Source organism: Erythrobacter cryptus DSM 12079, from assembly GCF_000422985.1.
GTDB classification, from domain to species: Bacteria; Pseudomonadota; Alphaproteobacteria; order Sphingomonadales; family Sphingomonadaceae; genus Erythrobacter; species Erythrobacter cryptus.
Window position 1 is genome coordinate 77,903 of record NZ_KE383967.1, and the last position, 25,210, is coordinate 103,112.

Consider the following 25,210-nt stretch of genomic DNA (forward strand, 5'->3'; position numbering starts at 1 on the left):
GCGCGCGTGGCTTTCCTGATCCGCACCATCGACTTCACCGCCGCGGGACGCGAGCTGATCCGCGAGCGGACGCTCGATCAGGACAGCCTCACCATCGGCCGCGCGGCCGAGTGCGACATTCACTTGCCCGATCTTGCGGTCGAGCAGCGCCACGTTGCCCTTACCCGGCAGGCTGACGGCACGCTTGCCGCCCGCGCCCTGGGCACGCTCGAATTCGGGCTTGACGGGCGGATGCTGACCGAGGCTCGCATCGATCCGCGCACCGGGGGCGAGATCGCGCTTGGCGCGGCCCGGCTCGCGATCAGCCGCGAGAGCGATGGGCGGGTGCTCATCACCATCCGCCAGGTCGCCGCCGAGGAGGGCAAGGGCGATGTGCTGCGCAGCTTCGCGCTCGCCAGCGTGCTGCCGTCCAAGCGGGCGATGAGCTGGATCTTCGCAGGCGCGATCCTGCTTTTGCTGCTGGCCGTACCGGTGACCAGCCACCTTGTGCGCAGCCCGGCCAAGCCCGATCCCGAGGGGATGACGCCGGGCCAGGTGCTGTTTGACCGGGCCTGGATCAGCGGCGATCTGTCAGTGAGGCACCAGAGCCTCGCCAACAATTGCGAAAGCTGCCACGTCAAGGCGTTTGAAAGCGTGCAGGATGAAACCTGCATCGCCTGCCACGAGGAAACCGGCGATCACGCCAAGATGCCGCGCCTTGCCCAGGGGATGCCGCCGCTTTCGGCCGGCGATGCGCTGCAGTGGCGGATCGCCACGAGCCTCGGCAAGGAAGGGCCGCTCGGCTGCGTTGCCTGCCACAGCGAGCACGAGGGCGCAGTGCGCCAGCAGCCCGCGAGCGAGGCCTTCTGCGCCGATTGTCACCGCGATCTCAAGACCCGGCTGACCGACACCGCGCTCGCCAATGCGCATGATTTCGGCAAGGCCCACCCGCAGTTCCGCCCGCTCTATTTCGCCAGCTTTGGCGCCGCCCGGCCGGTGCGCGCCAGCCTCGATACCCGCCCGCTCGAGCGCAGCGGGCTCAAGTTCCCGCATGATGTGCACATGAACCCGCGCGGCGGGGCGGCGCGCATGGCGGTGAGCCTGGCGCAATATGGCAAGCCGCTCGAATGCAGCGATTGCCACAGCCTCACTGCCGATCGCATCGGCTTTGGCGAAGTCGAGATGGAAGAAGACTGCGAGGCCTGCCACAGCCTCGTTTCAGGCCGCACCGCGGCCGGCGGCTTTGCCAAGCTGCGCCACGGCGACATCAAGCACCTTGCCGAAGACTTGGCGCGGATCGGCACCGGGCGGCGCCCGGCGCTCGCCCCGGGGCGCAGCCGTCCGGGCCAACTTGGCAGCGGGGGCGGCTATGCCGCCGATTTCGGGCGTCCGGTGCGCGCCTATATCGGGCTTTCGAACGCGCTGTCCGAAGGCGGCATCTGCACCGAGTGCCACCTGCCCACACGCGGGCGCACCGGGCAGGCCGATCTCATCCCCGTAAACCTGCCCGACCGTTTCCTCACCCGCGGCTATTTCAACCACGAGGCGCACAAGCAGGAAAAGTGCACCTCGTGCCATGCGGCCACCACCTCGAAGCTTGCCAGCGACCTCCTGATCCCCGATCTTGCCAGCTGCCGCGAGTGCCATCGCGGGGCAAGCGCGGCCAAGACGAAGAAGATCGTGCCTTCCGAATGCGCCATGTGCCACGCCTATCACCTGCCCGCGGGCCAGTGGCAGCCCAAGGGCAAGGCGCCGCATTACCGGCCGCTGCCGCCGCCTCCCGAGAGCGGCAAGGCAAGCAGCGTGGTTGCAGCCTTGGCAAGGCCCGCTAGGAAATAGCCATGGGAGCCAAAGCCGCATCCGCCCGCCCTGTGCTGATTGCGCAGATGACCGATATCCATGTCGGCTTTGCCCCCGAGGAAAAGCCCGAGGAGCTCAACCTCGTGCGCTTCCGCGCCACCTATCGCCGCCTGATCGAAGGGCCCAATCGGCCCGACATGCTGGTGCTGACCGGCGACATCACCGATCATGGCGATGATGAGAGTTTTGCCAAGGCCGCCGAGTTGCTCAAGGACTGCCCCTTTCCGGTGGTGCCGATGGTGGGCAATCACGACAGCCGCCGCGGCCTTCTGAGCGCCTTTCCCCAGGTCACCCCGGCAGAGGGCGGTTTTTTGCACTATGTGGTCGAGGCACCATTGGGCCTCAGGATCATCTGCCTCGACACGCTCGAGGACGGGCGCCACGGCGGGGCCTTCTGCGAGGCGCGTGCAGACTGGCTGGCGGCGCGGCTGGCCGAGGCACCCGATCAGCCGACGCTCATTTTTATGCACCATCCCCCGGTGGTGGCGGGCATCGACTGGATGGACCCGGCGCCTGACGAGCCGTGGATCATGCGCCTGCACAAGGTGCTGGCCGGGCAGAGCCAGGTGGTGGCGATCCATTGCGGCCACCTCCACCGCCAGATCACCACGCGCTTTGCCGGAATCCCGCTCGGGGTGACGCCCTCGGTCGCGCCACTGGTGGCGATGGATTTGTCCCCGATCGACCAGCACACCCCCGATGACCGTGAACTGATCACCACCGAGCCGCCGACCTATGCCATCCACCGCTGGGACGGGGCGAGCCTCGTCTCGCACTACGAGCGGGTGGGCGACTGGCAGATCCTCGCGCGCTTCCATGCGGGGCTGCAACCGATGATCGAAGGCATGTTTGCCGAGCGCGAATAGCGCTGGGCCCTGTGCCAAGCACCCAAGGCCCTGCCGCGGGCCACTTGCCTGCCGCCAAGCCTCTAGAACCGCACGGGGCCCGCGCCCCTGCCCCGCTCGCGCCTGCCTTGCGCCCTATTTCATCCGCGCGGCGGCGCGCTGCGGGGCTGAGGGGGCAAGGCCGACCCAGCGGTTCATGTCGACCTTGTCGTTCACCTTCCACGGCACCCCGGCGCGGGTCATGAACAGGCGCTCCATCTCGGTCCGGGTGAAGGGGCGCGAACCCAGGCGCCCGAACACCGCGATCTGCCCGCCGGTCTCATCCACCGCACGGTCGCGGTCGAGGCCCTTGGACAGGGCGATGGCAGGCGTCGGCGTCTTCGCCCAGGCGATCAGTTCGGGCTTGGGCGCAGGGGAAAAGCCGTAGAAATTGGGCTGGCTTTCCGGGCTGGTCAGCTGCAGCACCTTCATCCCGTTGCGCCCATCGGCGACATAGGCAAAGAGCGAGGCATTTGTGCTGGCGACGATCACGTCCTCGGCATCATTGAGCGCCCCGTCAAGCGTCACCCGCTGGTAGATCCGCGGACGGCGCGGGTTCTTGACATCGAGGATGACGAGCCCCTCGGCCTTGGCCGCGACATAGGCATAGGTGCGCGCGACATAGAGCCGCCGCGCATCGGCGAGCGGCACGCTCGCCTCGGGCACGGGAACCGGATCGCGCAAGGACGTGATGTCGAACAGCTTCACCCCTTCGGCGTCCGTCACCCAGAGATAGCGGAACTGCACCGCGCTCGCCCGCGCGTCATTAAGCTCGCGCACCGCCGCGAGCCTGGGCGTGTCGGGGTTGCTGAGATCGACCACCACCAGGCCCTTGTCTGCGGTGATATAGGCCACCTCGCCCCCCAGCACGATGTGCCGCGCACCGGTCAGCACCCCGCCCGGGTTCCACGCACTCGAACCGTCGGCATAGACCTTGCGGCGCAGCTTGTTGTTGCGGAATTCGCCATCGGCAAGGGTGTTGACGTTGACAAGGATCAGCCCCTCGACCGCATCGGTGATGGCCGCATAGTTGTAGATCGGCAGGAACGGCTGTTCCTGGTTCATCTCGCGCATCTCGGGCGTGTTGCGGTGCGGGGCGATCGGCTGGTTGGTGGCCAGCGCCATGCAGGTGGCGTTGGTGGTCTTGACATTGGTGTCATGCCCCAGCGCCGAGAACGGCCCCTTGAGGATGCGCTCGGACACGCCCTTGTTGGCGATGCTGGCGACATCATAGGCGGTAAAGCCGCCCCGCCCTTCGGCCACGAACAGATATTCACCGCGCAGTTGCAGGCAGCCGACCCGATCGCGCGTGCCCTCGTGCACGTTGACAAATTCCTCGAAGGGGTGGGTTTCGCCCGAAAGGTTCTCATCGAAGGTCTTGCCCCGCACCCAGTTCTTGAGCTCGCGCCCGTTGGCCTCGACATGCAGCTTCCAGTAATCGGGATAGGCATAGCGGTGCAGATAGGAGCCGATCACTGCCTGCGGCTCGTCATATTCGGTCACCCGGGTGGCCTGGATACCGCCTTCCAGCCCCGCCCAGGCGTTGAGCCCGACGAAGTTCACATAATTGGTGCCGAGCAGCAGCAGCTGCGCCATGATGGCATTGTTGTCGTCCTGATCGGACAGGTGGCAATCGGTGCAGGTCTTGGTCTCGGTCAGGCGCACGGTGTGGGGGAAGTGCGGGGCGAAGGCCTGGCTCGAAAAGCCGATCGCGCTGATCGGCGGCTGCTGCACATAGATGCGTTCGCGGTTGATGTTGGTCGATGACAGCACCAGCGCCGAGGAAGAGCGCACCGGGGCGATCTGGTTGCCCTTGGTGGTCTGGTGCTTGCCCAGCTGGAACATCTCGTCGCGCGCCACCTGGGGGTTGTAGGTGGCGAAATTGCGGGTCTCGATCCCCTCGTAGCGGTGGCTCTTGGTCTTCCAGTTGGCCTCGATCGGCAGGTGGCAGCCGCCGCAGCTGGTGGTCCACGACAGGTGGCAGGTAAAGCAGGCCATCTCGCCCTCGCGGTGGGCGCGATCCTCCTCGGCGATGCCGAGGCCGAACTCGAAATTGCCGGTCTCCGCGCCATAGCGGCTCATCAGCTTGGCGCGCGCGGCCTTGGCATTGAACGTGGGGGTGGCCGGATCGACCGAGTCCTTGACGAGGCTCATCTCCCATTCGAGGTTTGGATCGACGATCGAGCGCTGGATCAGCTTGCGCCGCCCATCCTCGCCCTCGATCCATTCAAAGCGGCGCTTGCCATCGGGGTTGCGCAGCAGCGCAAGATCGTGCCCTTCAGGCGGAGCCGCCGGGCCGCTGGTGCGCAGCGTGGGATAGGCATCGGCGGTGCCGTGGCAATCCTTGCAGCCGATCTCGATCGCATTGGCCACTTCGCCATAGATGAGGCCGTTGCCGTGGCTGTCCTGCTCGAAATGGCAATCGGCGCATTGCAGGCCCTTTTCGGCGTGAATGTCCATGAGGTGCACGGTCTTGCCGGGGTTGACCCCGGGGGGCACGAACTTGCCCTCGCCCGCCTTGCGCCACTTTTCCGGATCATCGGGATCGACGATGCGCCCCTCGGCATCGAGCAGGTTGCCCTCGCGGTCGCGCTTGAAGATCGCGCGGAAGTTCCAGCCATGGCCGTGGTAATCGGCAAACTGGGTGTCCTTGAGCTTGGGGTTGAGGTCATAGACATTGCGCAGGAAATCTATGTCACCCCACTTGCCTCGGGGGGCAGCACCTTCTGGGTTGCGATCATTGATCGCGCGCACCTCGGCCGCGGTGGGATATTTCTGCTTTTCCGGCCACATGAAGGGCGCATCGCTCTCGTAATCCCACATGGTGTAGCCAAGGTAGGAATTGAGGAAGATGTTGGGCTGGTGCATGTGGCAGTTCATGCACTGGGCCGTGGGGATCGCCCGGGTGAAGACGTGCTGAAGCGGGTGGCCCTTTTCCTTGGGCTGGCCGTTCACCGTCAGGCTATCATCCGCGCGTTTGCCCGCACCTGCGCCTGCCGCGCCGCCTTCTTCCGCCTCGCCCGGCTGCTTCAGAGCGCCGTGCTTGCCCTTACCTTTCCCGCCATAGCCTGGCGCGTGCGCGATCTTGTCGGCGATGGTGGGATCGACGGTGATGGTCTGCCCGTCGCGCCCATACTGGGCATAGATCAGCGAATGGCGCGGCTCGCGATCATTGGCATAGACGACATGGCAGCTCGCGCAGCCCGAATGGCGGTAATCGCCGGGCTGGTCATTGGTGCCCATGAACCAGGTGAAGGGATCGTTGAGGCGGGTCTTGTGGATGTTGAGCGCCGGGATCGCCACCCTGAGACCCGTGCCGGGCCCGCGGTTGGATTGCTTGAGATCGGGCCGCCCCGGCTCCTCGAGCCGCTGGATCTGCCCGGTGGGATTGGGCAGGCCGATCTCGGGAAACTGCGAGTTGATGGTGCGCCCGCCGCGCTCGAACACGCGGAAGATGTCTCCCGGCGGGATCACGTGCCAGGTGGGCAGCGGATACATCTCGGCGAGCACCCCGCGCGCGGCCTGCTCGGACGAGAGCTTGCCACCCTCGCCCATGCCCGGGGAGTTGATCCGCGCCGGCTTGCCATCGCGGGTATAGGCCTCGCCCAGGACATAGTTCTTGAATGGCAGAATCCCGTTGTTGTAGGCCGCCCCGCCCCACAGCATCGCGCCCGTTGCCATGATCGAGCGTTCCGCCGCCTCGATCGCCTGGATGTGGCAGGCCCCGCAGGCCTCGCGCGCGACGCGGTAGTCCGAGGGGTTCACGAACTTGATGAACTCGGGCGCTTCCTTGTTGAGCAGCGCGTAGGAGCGCTGGGGATTGGCCGAGGAGGGGAAATGCCAGCTGCCCGGATACTTGGGCAGCACGTGGGCCTTGTCACGCGCGGCGACGTAATCGGGGTGGTCATGCGGCAGCTCGGCATTGCCGCGCACCCGGGGATTGCCGCCGTGGCAATCGGTGCAGCCCAGCCGCACCGCAGGGCTGACATGCATGGTCGGCGCGTCGGTCTTGACGTGGCAGGTGAGGCACCCTTCGGACTTGGCCTCCATCTCCGCCACCGATTGCCGTGCCGGGGCCGGCGGGGCAAAGACCGCGCTGTAATCGCGCTTGACCGGCTTTTCCTTGTCGGCGGCCTGGGGCGCGCCGACAAACAGGCCGAGCGCCAGCACCAGCGCAACGGCCAGAAGCGCAAGATGACGGGCGAAGGAGTGGCCGAGCGTCAGCATCAGTAGGTCAGCACCACATTGGCAAGCACCGAGACGAATTCCTTGCCGCCGCCCCGGACGGTGAACAGATCCTTGAAGCCATCCCCGGCAAGCAGCGCCGCGGCCGAAAGGCGAAAGACGATGTTCTGCGTCGCCTTGGGACGCCAGATCGCCGAGGCCGACAAATCAAAGCCGATCTCCCTCGGGATCGAGCCTTCATTGCGGAGCACCTCGAGGCTCGAGGTGTTCTCGAACCACAGGTGATTGGCATTGGCCGACAGGCGCAGCTCGGGGGTAAGGTCGAAATCGGCCCCCGCGCCGATCAGGATCAGCCCCGGATTGTTGAAGTTGCTCTGCCCCTGTTCCTTGGACGAGCGCAGCGAATTGAGGATGCCGTTGCGGCCGTTGACGGCAACCGCCCGCCCGCCGCCGGCAAAGGGGATGGTCTGGCGGATCCAGTAGGAGGTGTCGGCCCCGGCAAAGACCGGGTTCTCGAAGATCGCATCGAACCCGCCCTCGCTGTCGTCATAGGGATCGGAATCGCCGCTGGCATAGGCGGCCGACAAGCGAAAGCGCATCCAGTCCCGATCATAGCTCGCCTCGAGCGCGGCGAACTGGGCGTTGATATCGGCCGGACGGTCTGTGAAGAAGGAATTGCGATCCTCGCCCAGCGCCCAGTAGAAACTGCCGGTGAGGTTCACCCGGCCGATCCGGCCATCCATGTTGTAGCCAAGATAGACCACGTCATAGTCGCGCCCGCGCAGGGTGCCGAGCAAGGCCGGGCGTACCGGAAAGCCATTGTCGTCGATCTCGATCTCGTCGGCCTCGCGGTTGCGGTTGTAGGCGACGGTGAACTGGCTGGTGAGCGCCGGGATGAGGAAATCCTGGCGATAGGCATTGGCGATGAAGACGAAATCATCGCGCGGGCGCTGGACGATCGAATTGAGCCCCGAATTGGTGTCCTTCTCCAGCCGCCAGAAGGCGCCGAGGTTGAACTGGAAGCGGTTGTTGTCACGCGAGCCGAACAGGCGCACGCCCAATTGCTGATCGTTGAACAGGAAGCCGCGGAAATCGGACTGGAACGGCTGGATCCCGGCGCGGATCGAGATGAAGTCGAAGCGGTCGTTGTCGAACTGGCTGAAGTGGTAATCGATGAAGGCTTCCTGCACCCCGAGGAAATGGTCGAGCCGGGTGGTGCCGCGGGACGGCTCGACAAACAGCACCCGCCGCTCGGGCACGGTGACGTAGTTGACATTGTAGGCAAGGGTCAGGCGGTATTCGATCGTCGGCGGCTTGAAGGTGGTCGAGCCCTTGAGCAGGGCAAAGCCGGCGATGAAGGTCTGGCTGAAGACCTGGCTGAAATCATTGCCGAACACATCGTTGCGATCGGGATCGTCGGTGGTCTGCACCCCCACGGGAATGGGGAAGGTGCGCGGCTCATAGACGCTGTCGGAGACGAGATTGGCGACGAAGAACCAGTCATCACCCTTGATCGGCAGCCAGGGCACCTTGGCGCGGTTGATCGGGCGATCGCCCTTGTAGGTGTTCTGATTGTAGGGATCGAGGATGTTTTCCTTGACCAGCCCGAGGCTCTGGATCAGCCGCCAGCGATCAGGGATCGGGAACTGCTCGGTGGGGAAGGCCTCGGGCGGCGGGGCGCGCACCGCGCCTTCGTTCATCTGCTCGATCCGCTCGGGCAGCGGGGCGTTATAGCCCGGACGCTGGCGCCCCTCGATGATCTCGGGATCGACGGGGGGAATGTCCACCTCCCAATCGCGCGGGGGCGCCGCCTCGCCCGGCGGCGCCAGCGGCGGCAGCACCTCCTCGGGCGGGCTTGCCTGCAACAGCAGCAACGCGGGGAGGAGCACGGCCACGCTAGAGCCCCTCGCACACGTTCTGCGCCGTGCTGTCGATAAACGGCGCGAAGGGGCAGTTGACATAGCGCAACCGCACCTGGCGGCTGCCGACCTGAACGACGATGCGATCGGCACGGATCTCGCGCGGGGCATTGCCAAGGCCGCCCCCGGCGCGCGCGGCGCCGTTGTGGAGGCCGAGGAAGCTGATCATGTCATCCTGGTCGATCCCGTCACCCGACACCCCGATCCCGCCGACGAGCTGCCCGCCGCGATAGACCGGCACCGATCCGGGGAAGATCTGGATGCCATTGGCAAGCCGGGGATTGCCTCCCCCAACCCCCGGCAGGCTGGTGCAGGCGCGCGGCGTATCCTGCGCGCTTGCTCCGGTAACGAAGCCGAGGTGCTGGGCGAGATTGCCGAGCACCAGCGCGCTTTGCAGGCCGGTGGAAAAGGGGCTGAACTTGTCGATCGGGCGCGACAGCGGCCCATTGGCCTGGGCGACCTCGCCATCGGGGAAATGGGGCCGCGACAGATTGCCGCCGGCCCGATCAGAGAAGGCAAAGCCGCCGGTCAGCGCGTTGGGATCGCCGAGAAAGCTGCGCAAGCGCGCGACGAATTGCGGCACCTCGCCGCTCGCCGCCAGGAGCTCGGCAGCGGCAAAGCGCCCGGAGAAGAAATTGGCGGTGCGCGCCTTCTGCAAGGACACGTCGATCCCGAAGATCGGCGCATCGGGCGAGCGCACGATGCCGAGCACCACCCCGCGGGTATCAACCAGGCTGATCGTCACCTGCGCGCGGCTGTCAAGCGGCTGGCGGATCTGCGCCCGCGCCCGGCTCATCACCGCAAAGGCCTCCTCAAGGATGAGGAGGGCCTCGGCCGCGGTGAGAGGCTGGGGCACATCGCCTACATCGCTGCCGCCGCGCACCGGATAGCGATTGACCCCGGCGCCGTTGCTGAGCACGAAGGCATCGCGATTGGCAAATTCGGCCGCGGTGGAAGCCCGCACGCCCGAAGCTTCGGTGCCATAAACCGCGCCCGCCAGCAGGCCCGCGCCGCTGTAATAGCCCGCCACCGGCACCAGCGCGCCCGGGGTGCTGGCAAAGCTGGCACCGGCGACATTGCTGAGTTGGGGATATTCGATATCGGTGTAGCGCAGGCTGGTGCCATCGGCGGTGATCCGGTCAGCCCGGATGTTGACCGGCGCCTCGAAGCCCACGGTGCCAGCGAGCGCCACCGCCTCATCGACGTCATTGTCGCGGTCGAGCACGTTGGGATCAAAGCCATAGGTGCCATCGGCGATCACGCCGATGCCGCCCACCACCACGCCGTTCTGATAGAGCGGAAAGCCCCCCGGATCGGCCGCAAGGCCAAGCGGCGAGCGTTTGGGCCCGATCAACCCGTCGCTCAAACGGGCGGCAAGGTCGCTGCATGGCAGCTGGCTGAACTGCACCCCAAACAGCGGCCCGCTTTCCAGCCCCAGAGTGCTGGGCGCCGGGGGGAAATGCTCCTGCACGATGAAGCTTGCCGTGCGGGTGGAAAAGGCATTGCCCCCGCTGGAAAGATAGGCGCCGGTAATCGCCTTGGCGATCGCCGCGGCGGCGCTGGGGATGGTGAGCCCTTGCGCATCATTGTTGCTGCCATCGCGCGCCGAGGGGATGCGCGCGGTGGGCGCCGCACCGGGCATGGCAAAGACCCCAAGGACATTGCCGACCCGGTCGGTCACGGCGATGGTGGCCGCCACCCCGCGGGCGCGTGCCTCGGCGGCGGCCTGGGCGATGATGGTGCCAACCTCAGCGGTGCTCAGGCTCTCGGCGGCAGGAACGGCAAAGACCTGGCCAGCCGGCGGCGGTGTGGGCGTGGGCGCGGGCGCGCCGCCGGTGGCGCCGCCATTGCTGGGCGGGCCGCCCCCGCCCCCGCACGCGGCCAGCAGCAGCGTGGCTGCGGCAAGTCCGATGCTTCCCCCCCAGCGCCGCATCGCTATTGCAGCCTTCCGATGGCGCCGGCCGCCGCCTTCAATGCGGTGCGGAAATCGGCCGGGCGGTAGGCATTGGGCTCTTCCACCGCCTTGTAGGCGCGGGCGATGTCGCCGCGGATGCCGGTTGCCGCGCCTTGCGTGATCCGGCCCTCGCGCACCAGCGCATTGAGCAGCGTGTCGACCGCCATCACCGCCTGCACCGATCCGGCATAGTCGGTAAAGCGCGGGCTGGTCGCCTCGCCGGCGATGATCGCGATCACCCGGAAAGCTTCGCCGCTGCCATAGCCGCGCGCCGCAAGCGCCTCGGAAAGCGCCCCGGCCCGGGCCGCAAGCGCCTGCGCGGCAGTGCGCGCCTCGGCGCTGCCCACCCCCATGGCCTTGTGAAATTCGCGTGCCGCTGCCTCGAAGGCGCGCGCTTCGCCCGGCACCAGCGCGCCCGCCACCGCCTGGAGCATGATGATGTTCTCATCATTGAAGGGCGGATTACCGAAGGGGATCGGGCGACCGGGATTGGTCTCGAAGGTGAGCTTGCGGTGCGGCCCGTCGGTGATGGTGCGGTGGCACGAATGGCAATCGTAGAAATAGAACTGCGGGAAGGCTCCTTCCATGGCAAAGCGGGGCTGGGCAAAAAGCTGGCCTGCGCGGCGCACCGCCTCGGCCTGGCCCACCGCCCACAGCCGCACCGAGCTCAAGGTCCCTTTGCGCGCGGCGTAATCGGCATCGGCATTGTGGTGCTGCTGCAGCGCGCTGAACAGATCGAGCTCGAAGGAAACCCGCGGATGGCCCGCCGCCATCATCGCGTGGGTGACGAATTGCCCGGGCTTGGCCGAGCCGTAGTGGCAATCGAGGCACACGTTCGCGCGGGTGCGCGGATCATCGAGCGGGGTGAGGCCCGCCGCCACGTTCGAGGCGTGGGTGGCGGGCAGGGCATAATGTTCGGCCAACCACGCGCCGCCCGATGCGCCGTGGCAGCTTTCGCACCCGACCCCGTCGGTGAGCGTGAACCTGGCGCCGCGCTGGCCCGTGGGCGCATAGGTCGAATGGCAGCCGAGGCAGGCCGGAGCGGCGGTCGCCTTGCCGAGGCCGAGGCTGGCGGCGATCTGCTGTCCGCGCCGCCCAGCCAGCACGGCATAGGCGCGGCTGTGGGCGCCGGCGGGGGAGGAGGGCTCCTGCCAGGTGGCGATCTCGTCCTGCCGCACCACCGCGCCATTGCCTTCGGCCCGGCCATGACAGGTCGATCCGGCGCAGCTTGCCACGCCCTCGAAGGTGGGATTGCCGATCGCGCCGGCGACCGGATAGAGCAGCGCAAGGCCGATCACTGCCAGCCCCCGCACGGCCAGCGGCCTTGCGGCAAGCCGTGCCCAGCAGTCTGCCCAAACTCCCGTCATCCCATCCCCCCCGAGATGCGCTTTCGTCCGACCGGTGCCAGCGGCAGGCTATCAGCGGGACTGACCCGTTGCTTGTAGCACCGCGTCAGGATCTCCTTGCACCCTGCCGATTCCTCTGCCTTTCGGCAAGCCCCTTGTCGCGCCGAGGCTTCATCACCCTGGTGGTGCGAGATGCCGCGGAGCGGCGCCGTTTCGCGCGGGGCGCGAGGGTGTAGGCGGCCAGCGACACGGCGGGCTGCGAACGACAGGCGGCCGGCGCGCGCGGCGCCGCGATCACCCTCCCGCCGCCGCCTCGAGGCTGTTGGCAAGGGTTTCGAGCTGGACGGTGCAGCCCTTGGCGATCAGCGCCTCGGCCAAGGCATCGGGCGCGGCATAATCATCGGGCAGGGCGACAAAGGTGACATGCGCCGCGCTCGCCCCACCCGGTGCGGTGATGACATAGTGCCCGGCCTCGCTGATCGGCAGGCGCGCAGGATCGAGCGCGGCGACGGTCACGGTGTCATCGAAGGTCACCTGCGCCTGCGCGGAGCCATCGGCATTGGCGATCGTGTAGGTCGAGGTGCCCTGGTTGCCGGGCCGCCACAGGCGCACCGTGGCAAGGTCGTAAAGGCAGATCGTGCCCGAGCGGGTGACATCGACATACCACAGATTGGGGTTGGTGATAACCTCCTCGGCATCGCCGCGCACCGCCCCGGTGCGCACCCTGGTGGCGGCGCGCTTGCGGGTGAGCAAGGCAAAGCGATCCGCGGCCACCTGCGGCCGATCCCCGACCCGGAAGGTGCCCGCCCCCTTGATGACCCGGGTCCCTTGCGCGGTGAGCACGGTCACGACATCGCCCTCCTTGAGGGTGATGGTGGCATTGTCGTCGAGCTTGGTGCCCACCGCATAGCGGCTTGCCGAAGGGCCGGTGGACTTGACCACCACGCCCGCGAGCGCCGCTGCCGGCAGCGCCAGCGCCGCTGCCCCCAGGGCAAGCGCGGCAAGCCGGGCCTTCACGCTATCCGAGAACATAAACTCCTCCCTCGTTCACTTCAGCCATGCGCCGGGCAAGATTGCCCAGCGCTGAATCGTTGGGGTGGCGCGCGGCCACGGCCGAAACCATCGCGGCAGCAGCCTCGCGATCGCTTGCCGCGAGCGCGCTCGCCCGGGCGAGGATCTCGCGATCCTCGATCGGGAAATCGGGCGCCGGTTCAAACAGATCGACCGGGCGGGCACGGCCGCGCAGCTGCACCCGGCCCATCGCCCGCCACCAGTTGAGGCCTGAGGCCTCGGCGAATTCGCGGCTCGCCATCACCGCGGAATCGAGCGCCTTGTTGGCGGCCTCGAGCCGCGCGGCGGTGTTCATCGAATCGCCGAGCGCGGTGTACTGGATGCGGGTGGCACCGCCGAAATTGCCGATCACCGCCTCGCCGTAATGAAGGCCCACCCGGGTCTTGCCAATCGGCGGCAGATCGGGATCCATCGCCGCCACCTCGGCGCGGAAGGCCTCGCCCGCCTGCCACAGCGCATAGCCCGCGCGCGCGGCGCGCTCGCCATCATCGGGCCGGGCAATCGGCGCCCCCCAGAAGGCGACCACGGCATCGCCCACGAACTTGTCGATCACCCCGCCATGATCGAGCACCACCTGGCTCAGAAGGTCGAGATAGCGATTGAGCAGCTTGGCCACCATTTCCGGCGGGATCGCGTGGCTCATCTTGGTGAAGCCCTCAAGATCGCTGAACAGCACGAAGATGGCGCGCTTCTCCCCGCCAAGGCTGAGCAGTTCGGGCCGATCGATGATCGCCTGGGCAATGTCGCGCGGGATATATTTGCCGAGCGCGCTGGTGGCAAAGTTGCGCTGCACCGCGCCCGCTGCGCGCGCCGCGGCATTGACCGCGGTGTAGGCGATGATCCAGCCCAGGAGCCAGCCCGCCGCGGGCAGGCCATAGGTATCCACATTGGCAAGCTGCAGGGCGACCGGGATGCCGATGAAGGCGACGAGCAGCAGCACCACGAAGGGCGCGATCCGCCGCGCCGGCCATTCGAGCAGCGCGGTGAGCGCCGCGCTCACCACCACCAGCACCGCCATGGCCCACAGCATCCACACCGGGATGGGGGTGAGATAGCGGTCATCGAGCATCTGCGCGATGATCTCGGCATGGACCGCAAGCCCCGGCGGTGTTTCCCCGTTGATCGAGGTGAAGGTGGTTTCGACCCGGTCATAATCGACGATGTCGCCGCCGATCAGCACATATTTGCCGCGGATCTGCTCGCCGAGAAAGGCGAGCACCTCGGGATCGGGCTCGGCAGCGGCGAACAGATCGATCTGGAGCGAGGCGAACAGCGGCTCATCGAGAAACTTGGCGCGGCGGTAATCGATCGCGCCCTCATAGGTGGCAAAGCGCGGATTGGCCTGGCCCGCATCCTCCATCATCGCCCGCCCGAGCAGCGGCGGCAGGCCGGGCACGATGCTGGGCCACACCCGGGTGGCGCCGAAGGTGTTGTCGAGCCGGATGCTCGCCGGACGCGCCCGGCTGCCGACCAGCTGCGCCTGGAAGTCCTCAAGATAGCGCTGCTGCTCATAGACCACATCGTCCTTGTTGGTGGCGACATTGGCATAGGCGACGCCAACCGGGGTGCGCATCGCCCTGAGCGCCGCGATAAGTTCTGGGTCTTCGTCCTGGGGCTGATCAAACAGGATATCGATCCCGATCGCCTTGGCCCCCATGCCATCGAGATTGCGCAGCGCACGCGCGAGCATCCCGCGATCAAGCGGCGAGCGCTTGCGCGCGGCGATCAACGTCTGATCGGTATAGACCACCAGGACGATGCGATCGTCCTGGCCGACGAGATCGGCGGCGTAATAGGCCCTGAGGTCATAGAGCGCGCGCTCGGCCTCGCCGGTGAGCGGGGTGGGAACCTTGCCGTAGGGCAGTACCCAGCTGAAGCGGGCGATGAACAGCGCGGCCAGCACCAGCAGCACGGTCGCTGCGAGTTGCAGCGCGCCGGCCTCGCGCACGTTGCGCCAGCCGCGCGCCAGCCAGCCCAGCGACAGCGCTGAAGGAGCCGCCGGCGGGTTCATCGCCTGTCCGCCCGGCCCCAGTCCGCCCGGACCATGCATGCGCTCAGCGACTCAGCCGGGTGGCCCCGTCGCCCACCACAGCGAAGGCCGACCAGTAGAAGGGGTGCGAGGTTTCAGCCGTATCCATCAGCGCCAGCTGCGATTGCCTGAGCGCTGCGGCGGTCTCCTGCCCGTCCCCGGCAAACAGGCCCGAGATCAGCTTGCCGGTGGCGCCGAACTCGTCGGGCACCGGCCAGTGGCTCGCCAGCACCGTGCGCCCGCCGGCGCCGACAAAGGCGCGCACCAGCCCGTCGAGCGCGAACTCGCCCCCGCTCGTCACCCCGGCCTCGCGGGTCGCCCCCACGGTAGCGCTGCCGGCGGTGTCGCAAGCCGAAAGGATGACGAGATCGGCATCGATCCTGAGGCCGAAAATCTCGGCAAAGCTGAGCAGCCCGTCCGATCCCTCGGCGGTATCGAAGCTGGTAAGCAGCGCCGGGCGCGGCGGACATTCGGGCTGCGGCGCGGTGACAAGACCGTGGGTGGCAAAGTGCAGGATGCGGTATTCGGCCAGATCGCCAAGGCCGATAATCGCGCTGTCGGTGAAGGCATCCCTGGTGATCACCTGCGCACCCTCGCCAAAGCGGTTGGCGGCCACGCGCAATTCATCGGCCTTGACCGGGCTCGCCCAGATATTGGGCGACCACTGGCACTTCTCCCCGCTTTCGAGCGCGGCCCGGGTGCGCGCCGCCCCGGGCGAGGCGGCGCCGATCGGGGTGTTCTCGCCAAGGCCGAGATAGGCGCGCTTGCCATCCGAGGGCCGCGCCGCGCGCACATCGCGGAAGGCGGCGGCGGCAACCGAGGTGCTGATCTGGGCCGTGCGCCCAAGCCAGGCGGTGCCGCGAAAATCATACTCGTCCGCCCCGGGCCGGGCGATGCGCGCCTGATAGGCGGCGACGCTGGCATCATCGGTGACCAGCAGGTTGAGCGGCAGCTTGAGCAGCGCGCCATCGGGCTCGAAGATGATGTGGCGCGCCTTGGGCAGGGCCTCGGCCACCGGGGCGAACAGGCGCACATAGAGCTTGCGCGAGGCGGCCAGGTCGAAGGGATAGGTGAGCACCTGCCCACCCTCGACCACGGCGATGCTCTCGCGGATCTGGGTAACCAGGCTCTCAAGCTCGGCCGGGGTCGCATCGGCGCGCCAGGCCATGGCGCTCTCGCGGGTGATATAGACGAGATAGGCATCGCGCTCGAGCGTGACCAGCTTCACATAGGCCTCACCCGGGGTGAGGATCGCCTGGAGTTCGCCCAAGGGGATCGCCGCATCGCTCACCGCGCGGTAGCGCGGATAGCTGGCGAGCTTGTCGAGCACCTCGGCCTGCTGCTGCTGCAACTGTTCGAGCCGCGCCTGCCCCTCTGTCATCTGTGTGGCCTGCTGGGGGCTGATCTGCGGCGCGCTCGACAATTCGAGCAGCATCAGGCGCTGCTGCTCGATCGCCCGGGAAAGATTGGTGGCAGAGCGGAACAGCTGCGCCGCCTCGTCGCTCCCACCCGAAAGCTCGCGCGCCAGCGCGGCCTGGGTCTGGGCGAGGCCGGGGCGTTGGAGCAGCTGGCTGGCGGCGAACAGATCGGCCACTGTGGCGCCATCCGCCGTGGCTCCTTTGTTTCCCACCAGCAGCGCGAAATAGGGTGCCATCACGGCGCGCAGCGAGGGCAGCGCCCGGCCCTTCGCATCGACGATGATGGTGCGATAGAGGGCGAGCGCCTCCTCGCGCCGCCCGCTGCGGGCGTAGAAGCCCGCGAGCTGCGCGCGGGCACTGCCGAGCGCGGGCGAGCCGGGATAGACCGTGCCGATGAGCGCGATCGCCTGGCCGTGCAGCCGCTCGGCCTCGGCCGGGGCGCCGCTCCGCTCGGCCAGTTCGGCAAGTTCGCCCAGCACCTGCGCGCGCAGCCAGGCGACCGAGATCACCCGCCCCCCACGCACCGCGACAAAGGCTTCCTCGGCAGCGCGCAGCAGATCTTTGGCTTCGCCCGTCCGCCCGAGCTGGCGCAGCGCGGTGGCCTTGAGATAGGCGTGCTGGCCATCGAGCAATCGGGCGCGCTCGATCGGGGTGAGGCTGTCCGAATAGATCCCGCCGACCCGATCGGTCTCGCTGGCAAGCTGGCTGGCCAGCGACATGTCGATCCGCAGCGCCCTTAGGGTTTCAAGATTGGTCTGTTCGACCTGGGGCGGGGTCTCGAGGATGGCGAGGGCCACCTGCGGGCGCTTCTGGTTGAGCGCGTCCATCGCCTCGAAATTGCGTTGCAACCGGGCGAGCAGCGGGCTCGCGGCGCTCGCCTCGCGGGTGGCGGCAAACAGGCGCCGCGCCTCGGCATAATTGCCGAGGTTGGATTGCTGCAGCGCGGCGTTGAGCCTGGCCTCGATCTCGCCCTGTCCGGCCAGCGCTGCTGCCGATGCGGCAAAGAACTCCGCCGCCTCGGCAAAATTGCCGGCATTGCTACGGCGATAGGCTTCCACCAGCGCCTGATCAGCGGCGATCGCCTGGGCCTGCTGGCGGGCAAAGGCGATTGCATCGGTGGTGCTGGTGAGCGGAATCTCCACCGTGCCGGGCACCGGCTTGTCGCTCACGAGCGAGGCCAGCCCCAGCTCGAGCGCCTTGGCATAGGCAGCAAGCCCGGCGGCGGCATAGGTACGCCCACCGCGCGTACCGACCAGCAGATCGGTGCGCAGCACACTGCCGGGGCGCATGCAGGACAGGCGCCGGGTATCGCCCAGCCCGGGCACCGCGCCCGGCCCGGCGCCATCCTCGCCGGAACAGCTGGCCCCCGCGCCGAGGAAGCGGGCGGCAGGATCGGTGTCAGGCCGCGCGCGCACCACCCACAGGGTGCCGACCGGCGCGGCGGCATCGCGGCAAATGATGGTGTAGCGACGGTCGAACAGCCCGGCCCCTGGCTCGGGCGCGACGATCTGCGCCTCGCACAGCCCGTTCGAGCCGATCGGGAAGGTGTCGCGCAAGGCAAGGCTGGTGCTCTCGGCGCTGCGCGCCGCCAGCGGTGCCGGGGCAGGCGCTAGGCCTGAAGCCATGCCCAGCGCCGCAATCAGCGGCAGGATCTTGCGGCGATTGCGGGGGTGCTGCTCCATCTCACTGGCCTCCTGCAGGCGCGGCCTCGCCGCCGCCATAGAGCGAAGGATCGCCGCCGCTCGTCACCGGCTCGTCGAGCAGCGGGTCCTCGCTGATCAGCTGGGCATCGGGCTGTTCGGGGAAGTCCATGCCGAACTGCTCCTCGGCCCCGATCGCCGGACCGAGCGCGTCTTCGCTGCCCATCGCCGGGACGAGCGAGATCGGGCTGTTGACATCGCCCGGGGTCGGCAGGGGTTCGATGGTGAAGGTGCCGGGAACGAAGGTGGTGGAATAGTTCGGCCCGGCCGAAAGCGTGCCCTGGCGGATGGTGTAGGTGCCTTGGAACTCGCCCGGATCGCGGGTGAGGCTGCCGGTGAGCGTGTCGCCGTTGACAAGGCCCAGCCCGCCCACGGTGAAAGTGAGCAGCGGATCGGGAAGACCGAGCAGCTTGGAGAGGCTCGCGGCGGTGATGGTGATCGTCCGCGGAGTCACCGTCAGCGTGCCGTTGACGAAGCTCAGCGCATAATTGCTGCTCGCCGCCAGCGTGCCCTGCGTGATCGCATAGGGCCCCACCGGCGAGGTCGCATCGGCCACGGTCGCGAGCGCCCCGGTGAGCGTGTCGCCATTGACCAGACCCAGCCCACCCACGGTGAAGGTCAGCGCCGGGTTGGAATTGCCATAGAAGCGCGAGAGGTTGTCCGCGCTCACCGTGATCGGCCGCGGGGTCACCGTCAGCGTGCCGTTGACGAAGGTCAGCGCATAATTGCTGCTCGCCGCCAGCGTGCCCTGCGTGATCGCATAGGGCCCCACCGGCGAGGTCGCATCGGCCACGGTCGCGAGCGCCCCGGTGAGCGTGTCGCCATTGACGAGGCCCAGCCCACCCACGGTGAAGGTCAGCGCCGGGTTGGCATTGCCATAGAAGCGCGAGAGGTTGTCCGCGCTTACCGTGATCGGCCGCGGGGTCACCGTCAGCGTGCCGTTGACGAAGGTGAACTGGTAGCCCTGCGGGCTTACCAGGGTGCCCTGCGCGGCATTGATGGTGTAGGCCCCGACCGGCGACGTGCCATCCGCAGATGTCGTGAGCGCGGGCGCGCCGAGCAGGTCGGCAATGCTGTCACCAGGCTGGAACCCGGCATAGCTGGCGGTGAAGGCCGGGTTGGCATTGCCGTAGAAACGGCTGGCATCATTGGCCGTTACCGTGAGCACCGGGGCGATGCGGAAGGCGGCGAAATTGCCGCCAAGGTCAATCGCATCATAGGCCGCGGCATCGGCAACATTGTAGCGCCGGGCATAATTGGCAAAGGAGCCGATCTGCGAACCGGCAGGAGTGGCGGCAAAAACGCCGAAATGCCCGCCGCCGGTAAGGACAAGGCCCGCATCGCCCGCAAGATTGATGACCTCGCCAGTGAGCGAAGCCAGATCGATCGCGCGGCCCGTGCCCGAGGCGGTGAGGACTCCGGTTGCCAGCACGTTGATATTGCTGCCGGGATCGGCGCCGAAATTGCGCACGTCGATGGTGCCGGCGCTGATCTCGGAAAGGGTGATCGCCCCGCTCAGCCGACCGGGCACACCGCCGCCATCGCCCATGTGGACGGTCACCACACCGCTGCCGGCCGCGATCGCGGCATCACTGCTCATTGTGATCTCGGCGGCGACTGCCGGGCTGGCGGGCAGCGCCGTGCCGTTGTTGGCAAAGAGGCTGACCGGCCCATTGTTGGCGCCGATCCGCCCACCGAGAAGGATCGAGCCGCCCGCAGCAAGATTGACCGCCTGACCGGAAAGGCCCCCCGTCGCGCTACCATCGCCGATGGTCTCGATTGTTCCACGCGCCGAAAGTGCAATCGCAGTGGTGGTTCCTCCGGAAGCCGGCGAGCCGACTATGGCGCCGTCAGTGGTGACGATCCGAAGATCCCCGACAGTGGTGCCAGTCAGCGCATCGCTCACATTGATATTGCCCCCACTGGCCACCAGTTCGGAAGGCGTAGCGCCTACGACATCGCCGAGCGCGCTGGCGGAAAGCGTGCCGATATTCGCATTGCCACTGCTGGCCCGCACGGCAAAGCGACCGGCACGGTTGGCCGCAGCACCCGGTGCAGCGCCGCTGGCATCGGCAAGCAGGCGCAAGCTTTGAGCAGCAAGGCTGGTGGCCGCGCCATCTTGCAGCTCAACCACCGACGTGCCGGCTGCCGCCAATCCCCCGGCTGCAGTGCTGGCGCTGGCTGCAATCTCGATCACATCGGCCGCAAGCGTGCTGTCGGTGGCAAGGGTGATCGCGCCAAGCCCGGCGCTTGCCGCTCCGCCGATCTGGCCGGCAGGGCCGCTGGCCAGCGCCCTGGTGTCGAGCAGAACTTCGCCCGCGGCAAGCTGCGCATTGTTGAGTAGAAGCTCAGCCCCACCGCTGGTGGCATCGCCGACCTCGCCGCCCTGCCCGCCTATCGCTTGCGAGCGCAGCCGCATCACCCCCGGCGTGCCCAGCGGATCGCCCACGGCAGAAACGATCGCATTGGCAATCGACACCGCGACAGCACCGCTGGTGGCCGTCCCACCGCTGCCATTTATGCCGCCATTGCCGCCGCGCGCATCCGAGGCGATCAGGATATCCCCCGGGACAATTATTTGCGAGCCACTGCCCGGATCAATGGGATAGGTGGTGTTGCCCTGAAGGCTGAACTGCGAATTGCTGATCACCACATTGATCGGCGAGCCTTCGGCATTGCCGCCGATCCCACCCGGATCGCTGGCATTGCCCCCGACAAGGATCGGGTTGATCAGAAGCTGGAGCCGATCGCTCGCCACGCTGGTCTGGTTAATGGTGGCATCGATGATCGGCCCCTGCGCATCACCGCCGCGCAGCACCCCCGCGCCGCCGCGGGTGACAAAGTCAAGGCTGATCTGCGCAGCACCAACGGTGGCCGCGCTGCCGGCCAGCGTGGCATCATTGAGCCTGAGATTGATCGATCCGGCAAGATTGGTGAACGGGTTGACCCTGAAGACGCTGCCGCCCTGCTGCCCGCTGCCCCCGGCCGACTGATCGAACAGCGCCAGTTGGCGCAGGATGGTGGCACTGGCCTGATCGACCTCGAACAGGTTCTGACCAACATAGGCATTGCCGCCATTGCCGCTGCCCGATCCATCCCCGCCCTCGGCACCGGCGGCACCGCCAGCCGGGTTGATGGTGAGCGTGGCATTGTTGATCGCGCGGATCGAGCGGCTACCGCCAAAGGCATTGCCGCCAGTGATGTCGAGGCTTATGTCCCCCGAAGACCCACCCTCGGCAAAGGCGGATATGGTGCCGCTGATATCGAGGCTGGCGTTGTCGGCCAAGACCTCGATTGTCCCACCAAAGGCAGCCCCGCCTGCCCCGCCCTGCACCACGCTGCTGCCGCCGATGCTGCGGGCGAAATAGCCGTTGGTAAGCGATGCCGGCAGGCTGAGCACGCCCCCGTCGCTGGCGCTGATGGTGAGCAGGCCGCCACGTCCCTCACCCCCGATGCCATCGCCGCCCACGGTTTCCTGTCCGATCCCATTGGCATTGACAACCGCTGCCCCTCCGGCTGTCTCGACAAAGGCGGAGGGGACGTTGTTCTGGATTGTCAACCGGCTGCCAGCGCCGCGCGCACTCAACCGGGCCGTCCCGCCGCTGCCATTCCCGCCCTCGTGGACTTCGGCTGTCCCGCCAATCCCGACCGCGTGTACCTGGGCCGAGGACAGCGTGACGCTGCCCCCGCCCAGCGCATCGACATAGGCCAGCCCGCCGGTGCCATTGCCGGCGGCGAAACTGCCGCTGGACGTGCCGCCGATCGCATTGGCAAATATGCGGGCATGACCGCCAATGGTCACGCCGCCACCATTGTCGGGCGAAAGGGTGGCGATATAGGCCTCACCGCCAAGGGCATTGCCCGCCGGGCCATTGCTGGCATCGCCACCTCTGGCGCTGGCAATAAGCCCTGCGATACCGACAATGCCGATTTCAAGGCCATCGCCCTCAATCGCCGCCACACCGCCGCGACCCTCTCCGCCGAGGCCAGCCTCGGCCGCGCCGCCCTCGCCGCGGGCTTCAAGCAAGGCTTCGGTGATGCTTGCTTCCCCCCCAAACCCACCGAACATGGCCGCCGTTCCGCCCTGGCCCCGCCCCCCTGAAGCGCCCGAGCCGCCAATCCCATTGGCGCTGAAGGCGACGGAATTGGCACCCACCTGCCCGGCGCTGAGCGTGAACGCCGCAAAGCCGCCTTCACCATGACCACCAGCACCGGCGGGGGCAGCGGGGCCTGCGCCGATGCCGCCAGTCCCGCCAACCCCATCGGCCTGCGCCAGCACGTTGCCAAGATTGGCCGAGCCATTGCCGATCGCGCCGGTGCCGCCAAGCCGCGCGAGGCCCACCTGGGCCAGCCCGCCAAAGCCATCACCGCCAGGTCCACCGGTGTTGGCGCCCGCTCCGCTCCCGCCGGTGCCCCCAAAGCCCCGGGCCGTGGCCTCAGCCGCCCCGCCGATGCTGATCGTGCCATTATCGCCACCCGCGAGCAGGAACACCCCGCTGTTGAATGCTGGATCGGCCTGGTTCGGCACAGTGAATTGCCCGCCATAGCCATCGCCGCCGCGCCCTGCACCGATCGCCACTCCATTGCTTGGCCCGCCGATACCCCCAATTCCGCTGGCATTGACGAGGGCATTGCCGGCGATGGTGACAAGCGCGGTCTCGCTCGCGGTGCCGTCAGCCTGGAAAAAGGCATTGCCGCCGCGCCCCTGCCCGCCATCACCGCCAAAGCCGAAGCTGGCATCGCCACCCACACCCTGCGAGAAGGCCGAGGCATCAGTGCCGATGGCGATGCTGCCGATGATGGCATTGGCTCCGGCCATGCCGCCAAACCCGTCCCCGCCGGTCTGGCCCGCGCCGCCAAGGCCATTGGCCCTGGCGTCGAAGCCTCCTTCGAAAGCGATGCTTCCCCCTATTAAGGTCGCGGCCGAGGCGCGCCCGCCAAGGCCAAGGCCGCCGGTGCCGCCGGCATTCGCGCCGCCGATACCCTCGGCCAGGATCGTGGTGTCAGCGCCCAGGTTGATCGCGCCCGTGCCTTCGATGGTGATGACCGCCTCCCCGGCATCGCCGAGCGAACCAGCCCCGGCGGCATTGGCACTGCCGCCGCGGGCACTGGCATTGAGGCTGGCAAGGCCCAGCACCGTGATCGCACTGTCATTGCCGAGAAGGTTGATGGCAGCCCTGCCGCCAAAGCCATCCGAGACGCTCGACGGGCTGGCCAGGCGGCCATTGGCGGCCAAGGCATCGGCACGCACATCCAGTCCCTGTCCGATGCTCACCGAACCGCCCGCATCGGCAAAAAGCTGCGCAATGCCGCCGCGCGCCTCGGCGCCCTGGGTCACGGCGAAGTTCTGGACGCCAACGCCGCGCGCGGAGACGGTCGCATCGCCGTTGATGTTGACCAGCCCGGTGTCATTCGCCCCGATCACGGCGCTGCCCCCGCGCGCCAGGCCGGCGATGAGGTTGAGATCATCGGCACCGCCAAGCCCATCGGCGGTCACCAGGGCGTCGCCGGCGATGTCAACCGTGCCTGCAGCATCGGCAAGGATGCGCGCGCTGCCGCCTTGGCCGATGATCTCGTCGAGCGATTGCAGCGTCGAGCTGATCACGCCGTAATCGCGCGCATCGACCAGCACATCGCCCGAGATCGTGAAGTCGCGCCCGAACACCGCCGTAAGCTCGGCGCTCTCGCGTCCCACCAAAAGAAGGTTGCCCGCCACCGATGCATCGGTTTGCGCGGCGCGGGCCAGCACCTGATTGGTACCGATCGCCAGCAGGCTGCTCGAAGCGGTGAAATCCTCCAGCAAGACATCGGCCCGCACCGCGTTGGGATCGGCCTTCTGGCGGAACACCGCGTTGATCCCGTCGCTGATCGTGCCGCCTGCCACCGCGCGCTGCGCCACATCGTAATTTGCCGAAAGGATGATCTCGCCATTGATCACCCCCGCGCTTACCGCCGGATCAAAGCCGAGATTGCCGCTGAAGAGCATGCTGATGGGATCGTTCTGGGCACGGGCAACACTATAGATCATGTGGTTGTCGCCCGCCGCCCCGGTGCTCGCCGGTCCGCCAACCGTGCCGTTGACCGTCATCACCGTGCCGCTCGAGGCCGTGCCGAGCGGCACGGTGATATCGAACAGGCCATTTGTGTAGCGCAGGTTGACCTGCTCGCCCACGACATAGGCATGGCTGCCGTTGACAAGCGCGGTGCCGCTCATGGCAATCTCGGCGGCGACCACGGCGAAGTAGGAATTATCGGGCGATGCGGTGATCTGCGCGCCGGGGTTGATCTGGATCCGTGCGGTCGATCCGGAAGCGCCGGTCAGCACCAGGGTGCCGCCGAGGCGAAAATTGTCGAACGAAGTGGGCGTGGTGTCGAGCGTGGTCAGCAACAGCCGGGCAACATCGAAGGTGGCACTGCTGCCGATCAGCAACCCGGTGGGCGAATAGAAGGCCACAGTACCTGCCGTGATCGACGGGCCCACATCGAAGACAATGCGCGAGATCACACTACCATTGATCACCGCAACATTATTGTTGGGCGAAGGAAGGATGCGGTTGAGCACCGCGAAGTCAGGCCCGTCGAAAATCTGGAAGATGCCGGTTGAACCGGTTGGGATGAAGTCCAGCGCATTGCCCGATCCATCAAGGCTCGGCGTCCAGTCGATCACCACTGTCGGGCTGAAAACTTCGACTGTGGTCTCGGTCGGCCCCGTTGTGCTGATGTTGGCCGAACCGAAAACCACATTGCCCGAAGCCTGGATGCCCTGCGCCGCAGCACGCTCAGGCGCCATCGCCAGCGCCAGCGCCAGCGCCGCCGCGGCACAGCTGCCGAGCAGGCGCGATCGTTTGCGGATCGGGTGGTTCAT

General features: G+C 67.5%; 10 protein-coding genes. 2 read left to right on the forward strand and 8 right to left on the reverse strand.

The features are described from left to right. The first annotated feature begins 6 nt into the window (after window positions 1–6). Both G524_RS0114180 and G524_RS0114185 read left to right on the forward strand, forming a co-directional pair. Window positions 7–1,818 carry a cytochrome c3 family protein gene (locus G524_RS0114180; RefSeq protein ID WP_027444280.1) on the forward strand — a complete coding sequence of 604 codons (1,812 nt, stop codon included), beginning with the start codon at window positions 7–9 and terminating at the stop codon, window positions 1,816–1,818. Between the two features lie 2 nt (window positions 1,819–1,820). Further along, window positions 1,821–2,705: a phosphodiesterase gene (locus G524_RS0114185; protein ID WP_245561388.1), complete on the forward strand. Its 885-nt coding sequence runs from the start codon at window positions 1,821–1,823 to the stop codon at window positions 2,703–2,705. A gap of 114 nt (window positions 2,706–2,819) precedes the next feature. Here G524_RS0114185 and G524_RS16120 read toward each other — a convergent pair whose 3' ends face one another. From G524_RS16120 to G524_RS0114225, 8 genes are all read right to left on the reverse strand, one after another. Beyond that, the gene (locus G524_RS16120) at window positions 2,820–6,950 is read right to left on the reverse strand and encodes a hypothetical protein (protein WP_051221310.1); all 4,131 of its coding nucleotides are present in this window, start codon (window positions 6,948–6,950) and stop codon (window positions 2,820–2,822) included. Then, window positions 6,950–8,803 carry a hypothetical protein gene (locus tag G524_RS0114195; RefSeq protein WP_156894115.1) on the reverse strand — a complete coding sequence of 618 codons (1,854 nt, stop codon included), beginning with the start codon at window positions 8,801–8,803 and terminating at the stop codon, window positions 6,950–6,952. Before G524_RS0114195 ends, G524_RS16120 begins: the two co-directional genes overlap by 1 nt. A gap of 1 nt (window position 8,804) precedes the next feature. Continuing rightward, on the reverse strand, window positions 8,805–10,760 hold the full coding sequence (locus tag G524_RS0114200; protein WP_027444283.1) for a heme-binding protein: 1,956 nt from the start codon (window positions 10,758–10,760) through the stop codon (window positions 8,805–8,807). A gap of 2 nt (window positions 10,761–10,762) precedes the next feature. Then, entirely contained in the window at window positions 10,763–12,148 is a 1,386-nt protein-coding gene (locus G524_RS0114205) for a multiheme c-type cytochrome (RefSeq protein WP_051221311.1), read from the reverse strand. A gap of 273 nt (window positions 12,149–12,421) precedes the next feature. Further along, complete coding sequence (locus G524_RS0114210) at window positions 12,422–13,159, reverse strand: hypothetical protein (RefSeq protein ID WP_027444285.1); 738 nt, start codon at window positions 13,157–13,159, stop codon at window positions 12,422–12,424. Further along, on the reverse strand, window positions 13,146–15,209 hold the full coding sequence (locus G524_RS0114215) for an adenylate/guanylate cyclase domain-containing protein (RefSeq protein WP_036858076.1): 2,064 nt from the start codon (window positions 15,207–15,209) through the stop codon (window positions 13,146–13,148). The genes G524_RS0114210 and G524_RS0114215 overlap by 14 nt, the downstream gene beginning before the upstream one ends. A 43-nt stretch (window positions 15,210–15,252) precedes the next feature. Further along, entirely contained in the window at window positions 15,253–18,327 is a 3,075-nt protein-coding gene (locus G524_RS0114220) for a CHAT domain-containing protein (RefSeq protein WP_084625211.1), read from the reverse strand. A gap of 1 nt (window position 18,328) precedes the next feature. Beyond that, the gene (locus G524_RS0114225; protein WP_027444288.1) at window positions 18,329–25,210 is read right to left on the reverse strand and encodes an MBG domain-containing protein; all 6,882 of its coding nucleotides are present in this window, start codon (window positions 25,208–25,210) and stop codon (window positions 18,329–18,331) included.

Coding starts and splice junctions, on each gene's coding strand:
- G524_RS16120 (WP_051221310.1), bottom strand. CDS start 6,950: ATGCTGACGCTCGGCCACTCCTTCGCCCGTCATCTTGCGCTTCTGGCC.
- G524_RS0114185 (WP_245561388.1), top strand. CDS start 1,821: ATGGGAGCCAAAGCCGCATCCGCCCGCCCTGTGCTGATTGCGCAGATG.
- G524_RS0114220 (WP_084625211.1), bottom strand. CDS start 18,327: ATGGAGCAGCACCCCCGCAATCGCCGCAAGATCCTGCCGCTGATTGCG.
- G524_RS0114200 (WP_027444283.1), bottom strand. CDS start 10,760: ATGCGGCGCTGGGGGGGAAGCATCGGACTTGCCGCAGCCACGCTGCTG.
- G524_RS0114215 (WP_036858076.1), bottom strand. CDS start 15,209: ATGAACCCGCCGGCGGCTCCTTCAGCGCTGTCGCTGGGCTGGCTGGCG.
- G524_RS0114205 (WP_051221311.1), bottom strand. CDS start 12,148: ATGACGGGAGTTTGGGCAGACTGCTGGGCACGGCTTGCCGCAAGGCCG.
- G524_RS0114225 (WP_027444288.1), bottom strand. CDS start 25,210: ATGAACCACCCGATCCGCAAACGATCGCGCCTGCTCGGCAGCTGTGCC.
- G524_RS0114210 (WP_027444285.1), bottom strand. CDS start 13,159: ATGTTCTCGGATAGCGTGAAGGCCCGGCTTGCCGCGCTTGCCCTGGGG.